This window comes from Mycobacterium sp. (genome assembly GCF_052144515.1).
Lineage (GTDB): Bacteria > Actinomycetota > Actinomycetes > Mycobacteriales > Mycobacteriaceae > Mycobacterium.
In genome coordinates this window covers 1-4,592 of the sequence record NZ_JBKQQD010000286.1, presented here as the reverse complement: position 1 = coordinate 4,592, position 4,592 = coordinate 1, and the positions used below count along the sequence as shown (strand labels likewise).

The 4,592-nt window shown below is 65.7% G+C and carries 3 protein-coding genes and 2 pseudogenes; 1 reads left to right on the top strand and 4 read right to left on the bottom strand.

Features of this window, described 5'->3' with window-relative positions; translation table 11 throughout:
* Positions 1 to 168: 168 nt before the first annotated feature.
* Positions 169 to 525: pseudogene (locus ACLP9N_RS18675) on the top strand (transposase); the annotation flags it as partial.
* A gap of 114 nt (positions 526 to 639) precedes the next feature.
* Here the strand turns inward: ACLP9N_RS18675 and ACLP9N_RS18670 are convergent.
* From ACLP9N_RS18670 to ACLP9N_RS18655, 4 genes and pseudogenes are all read right to left on the bottom strand, one after another.
* Positions 640 to 1,062: a DUF6262 family protein gene (locus tag ACLP9N_RS18670; protein ID WP_442389338.1), complete on the bottom strand. Its 423-nt coding sequence runs from the start codon at positions 1,060 to 1,062 to the stop codon at positions 640 to 642.
* Positions 1,052 to 3,235 (bottom strand): tyrosine-type recombinase/integrase, encoded by a 2,184-nt coding sequence (locus ACLP9N_RS18665; protein ID WP_442408813.1) that lies wholly within the window; start codon positions 3,233 to 3,235, stop codon positions 1,052 to 1,054. The genes ACLP9N_RS18670 and ACLP9N_RS18665 overlap by 11 nt, the downstream gene beginning before the upstream one ends.
* 53 nt (positions 3,236 to 3,288) lie before the next feature.
* A complete protein-coding gene (locus tag ACLP9N_RS18660; RefSeq protein ID WP_442408812.1) occupies positions 3,289 to 4,380 on the bottom strand; it encodes a site-specific integrase in 1,092 nt (363 codons plus the stop codon).
* A 118-nt stretch (positions 4,381 to 4,498) separates the two neighbouring features.
* Positions 4,499 to 4,592, bottom strand: a pseudogene (locus ACLP9N_RS18655) (hypothetical protein); the annotation flags it as partial.

The window sequence follows — 4,592 nt, the reverse complement described above, 5'->3', positions numbered from 1 at the left end:
CGCTCCAACTCCGCGCGCTGCGCATCACTCGCCGGCAACGCGGCTGCAACCATAACCGACATACTACAAAGTACCATACTATTTCACAGACAGACTTCTAGGACTGGTGTCGACGGGCGTGGCGAGGCCGTCGGCGTCGTCAACGGCTTGAGGGAAGCCGGCTAAGGCCGCCGCGGCATGCGCGCGCCAGTGCTGGCGATCGGCGACGGCGCGCTCGGGTTCTGGGGCGCGCTGCGCGAGGTGTTTCCCGACACCCGCGAGCAGCGCTGCTGATTTAACAAGATCTCCAATGTGCTTGCCGCGCTATCGAAGTCGGCGCACCCCGGCGCGAAGAAGGCGCTCGCCGAGATCTGGAACGCCGAGGATAAGCGCCACGCCCTCGACGCGGTCAAGAGGTTCGAGGCCGCCTACGGGCCGAAGTTCGCCAAGGCGGTCGCCAAGATCACCGACGACATCGAACAGCTGCTGGCGTTCTACCACTACCCCGCCGACCACTGGATCCACCTAAGGACCACGAACCCGATGGTTATCTTGAGTTCATTGGCTGAGGATCGCTGTGGCCTGGGGGTTTGCTTCGTGGAGGATGTCTACGGCGCGGCGGCGTGACTGGCTGCCTTGTCGGTCAGCACACGGAATTTGTTACCGAGTTGCGATGTGCGACTGGTTGCCGGCGGCGGGTCGGGTTCGTCCGTTGTCGCGGAGTTGACCGAGCGCGTTGGCGAGTTGGCGGCGTAGCTGCTGGTTTTCGTCGGCGAGTTCGCGGTTGCGGCGGTTCGAGATTTCGAGTCGCCGCCGCAACGATTCGTCGCTAGCGCGGTGCGGGGAAGGTATCGGCGCGGTCGGGCCGCGATGCTGTGCGCGCAATCGGTGGATCTCGTCTTTGATGTCGGGCTGGGTATAGATCCACGAGCGGGAGACACCGGCGTGGCGGGCGACGGATTCGAAGGTGATCGCGGCACCGGCTCGATCGAGCTCGTGCATCGCTGCGATCGCTTTGGCTCGGGTGAGTTCGTGGCGTTGCTGGGCAGCAGTGACAAGGTGGATGCTGTTGTCAGCGCGCATGTTCGGTGTCCTTCGGTTCGGCTGCGTGGGGGTCGAGGGCTGTGACGATGCTGTCCAGGTTGGCGAGCACCTGCCGGTTCATCTCGGCGAGTCGTTGCTGGCCACGGGCCTCGGCGGCGGTGACGAGCTGCAGGGTCTGCTTGCGCTGTTCGCGGTGCTGGGGCAGGAATTCGGGGGTGGTGAGGAACATTGGGCAGGTCAAGCAGGCGTTGGCGTGCGGGCAGCTCTGCTGGAGGGGCAGGCCGCAGTAGCCGTTGGGTAGGGCCTGGGTGGCGCGGCCGAGGCGTTGTTTGGCCCAGGCGGCTTCGGCGAGCGGACCGGCCGGGTCCAAAGTGACTGTGCGACCGTGAATGTCGACCTTGCGGGCGGCTTCCCAGTGGCGGCGCACGGTGGTGTCGTGCAGTCGCGCGTAGTGGCCGGTCATCTGTGGGGAGTCATGATCGAGAATGCGGCGCACGACCTCTTGGGGGACGTCGCGGTTGATCAGGCGAGTGCCCAGGGTGTGGCGCCACTGGTGCGGGGTCAGGTGCACGGGCCGGTTGTGTTCGTCGCGGATGTCGCAGATGTCCAGCCAGCGCAACAGCGCCATCCGGTAGGTCGGGCTGGCGATCGGGTGGGTGCCGTCGATGTTTTTGGTCGGGCGTGGGAACAGTCCTGGTGTCCCGGCGGGCCATCGTGCGGTGGTGTGTTGGCGGTGTTCGCCGATCAGGTCGCGGAGTTGCTCGTCGATCGGGACCAGTGCGTCGCGTTTCATCTTGTGGTTGACGTAGCGCAGGTAGGGAGCGCCGTCAGCGTCGGTGACCAGGCAGTCGGCGCGCAGCCGCAGCGCGTCGGTGACCCGCAGCCCACAGCGCATCAGGATGATCGTGATCAGCCGGTAGGCGGGATCGTCGAACTTGGCGAGGTTGTCCGGATGCTCGAGTTGGGCCATAACCTGCTCGGCCAACGCGCGCGGCAACCGTTCCTCGCGTTTCGGATAGTCCTCGGTGAAGAACATGGCATCGGGTGGAAGGGCTGTGTCCCAACGGTGTTGGCGGATCGCGGCAAAGAAGTGGCTGAGCAATCCGATGTGGGTGCCGCGACGCTGGGCGCCGGCGGAGTCGTTACTCAGGTCGGCCAGGTAGCGTTCCAGCACCGGCCGGTCGACCTGGTCGATCTGATCGATCCCGATCTCGGCGAGGAACCGAGCGAAGCGGGTGATCGCAACGACCGGTCTGCCTCCGCCGGCTTCCAGGCCCAGCCCGGTCGACAGCCGCCACCGCACCCACCGTTTGGCCGGTTCCCGCAGCCACGGCTGCGGAATCCCGGTGAACCGCAGAGTGCGGTCGCCGTCGAACCCGAGGCGTCGCATATGCCAGACATCGCGTGGGTATTCGGCTTCCCAGCCGCCCGCCTCGGCCAGGTCGGAGACCTGCCGGTAGGCGTAGCCGAGGAAGGACCGTGACAGCGAGTCGTTCAATGCCGCCCGCCCCAGAACACGCCAGGTGTCGGCGTCGTTGTCGAGCAGCGACATCACCGACTCCTGGGCCAGGAACCGGACTACCCGCATCGCGACATGCGGCGCCAGCTTGCCGCGGCGCTCGTCACGGCGACGCTGCAGTACGTACTGCATCTCCAGCTTCAGCCGAGAGCCCAGCAGATCGAACCGGATGAGTTCGTCGGTGGGCGCCGGAATATCGGTGAACCGCCGGGCGAATTCATCGATGTCGTTTCGCCCGTTCACTTTCCAGGTGTTGGCATGCGAGAGACAGAACGGACCCGTCGCCTGCGGCCACAACGCGCAATGCGGGATCCGACACGATAGGCCCGGTTCGGGCCGCGTCACTACCGGAGGGTTGCCTAGCCAGCTGTCAAGTTCGGGCCGGCCAGCACGGATCCAATGCCGGGCGTGCAGCGCGCACAGTCCCTGGCGGGCAGCCCCGTAGCCGCAGCCATCGACGCGGCAGCATTGGTTGGGCTGCAGCCGATGCCACCGGGCATCGGTGGTCGCGGCGAAGACGTCCAGGTCCGGGCGGCCTGCGTGAACCCACCGCAGCCGATGCGCCTGACACAGCCCCTGCCCGCGGGAGTGCCGTTCGCATCCGGCCACCCGGCAGCGGCCGGTACCGAACACCGGGTCTTCAGCGTCGAATTCCAATACGTCGCTGCGGAATTCGTTGCGGACCGTCACCATCAGGGTGCCCAGCAAGCCCGTTGCCTCGCTGCCCGGCACCCGAGCCGGCGCCGTCACAGCGACACCTGCCCATCGGTGAACCAGCCTGCCTGTTCCATCACACGGCGGGCGTCCTCCACGGTCAGATGTCCGTAGATCACAGCCGTGGTGGTGACGTTCGCGTGACCCAAAAGCTGTGCTACGACTTCGATCCCGATACCGTTGCGCAGCATCCTGGTCGCTGCCGTGTGCCGTAGCCAATGCGGATCGAAGTCGAGCCCGCTTCGGCGGCGCAGCCGACGTACCAGATCGTAGACCCCCGCATAGGTCAACGGATGCCCGCGCGGCCTACCCCACAGGTTGACGAACACGTAATCGCTGTCAAGATCGCCGTACTCGTCGTGCAGATAATCGGCATACAACCGGATCAACGCGGCGCTGACCGGGATCGTCCGTGAGGTCGCCGACTTGGCGCGGGCCCCGTTGTCGTTGTCCCGCCGCCGCACCGTAACCTCCTGCTCGGCGGCGGCAATATCGTTGTGCCGCAAACCCAGTGCCTCACCGATCCGCATCCCGGTGTCATACAACAGGGCAAACAACAGCCGGTCCCGCAACCGGCCGCACCCGTCCAAGATGGTCTGCACCTCGGCGGGAGACAGCACGCGGGGCAGCTTCTTCGGCGCCCTCAACGCGATCGCCCGGCGCGGCCGTGGTTGGCTCTTGCTGATGTGGTGCAGAAACGGCTTCCACCCACCGCGCGAACCGCCCCGTTGCCAGCTCACCAGCAGCTCACCGACATCGACCCCGTCGCGGGCGGCATGCGTGTAGAACGCGCCCAGCGCCGACAACTTGCGGTTGACCGTCGACTCGGCACAGTGATGTTCCACCGACGGCAGCACCGACACCCGTCGATCCCGCGCCGGCAACGGCAACCTCAGCCACGCGACGAACTGACCCACATCCTCAAGCCGCACCCGCCGCCAATCCAGGCCACGATCGGCGAGGAAGACGAACCAGTCCTTCAGATCGTGCGCATACGCCTTGACCGTGTTCGGTGATCGTTCGATATCGGCCAGGTACGCCAGATACCGCTCGATCGGCTCGACCGGCGCATCGTCGTCGCCGAGAACGGTCCACGACTCACGCGACGAGACCGGCGAAACCACCCGTGTAACAAGCACTCTTCCTCCGCAAGCTCTGCTTCCTGGACGGCTGCAGATAACCACGTCCAGCAAGCAAAACCAGCGACCCCGACGCCTCGTGTCGGACATCAAAGACACTCATCCGGGAGCTCAAGATAACGATCGCGTTCGTGCTGCAGATGACCCTGCGGATCTCGACGTCGTAATCCAGGAACGGGATGAACTCGTTCCAGGCG

Coding starts and splice junctions, on each gene's coding strand:
- ACLP9N_RS18670 (WP_442389338.1), bottom strand. CDS start 1,062: ATGCGCGCTGACAACAGCATCCACCTTGTCACTGCTGCCCAGCAACGC.
- ACLP9N_RS18665 (WP_442408813.1), bottom strand. CDS start 3,235: ATGGTGACGGTCCGCAACGAATTCCGCAGCGACGTATTGGAATTCGAC.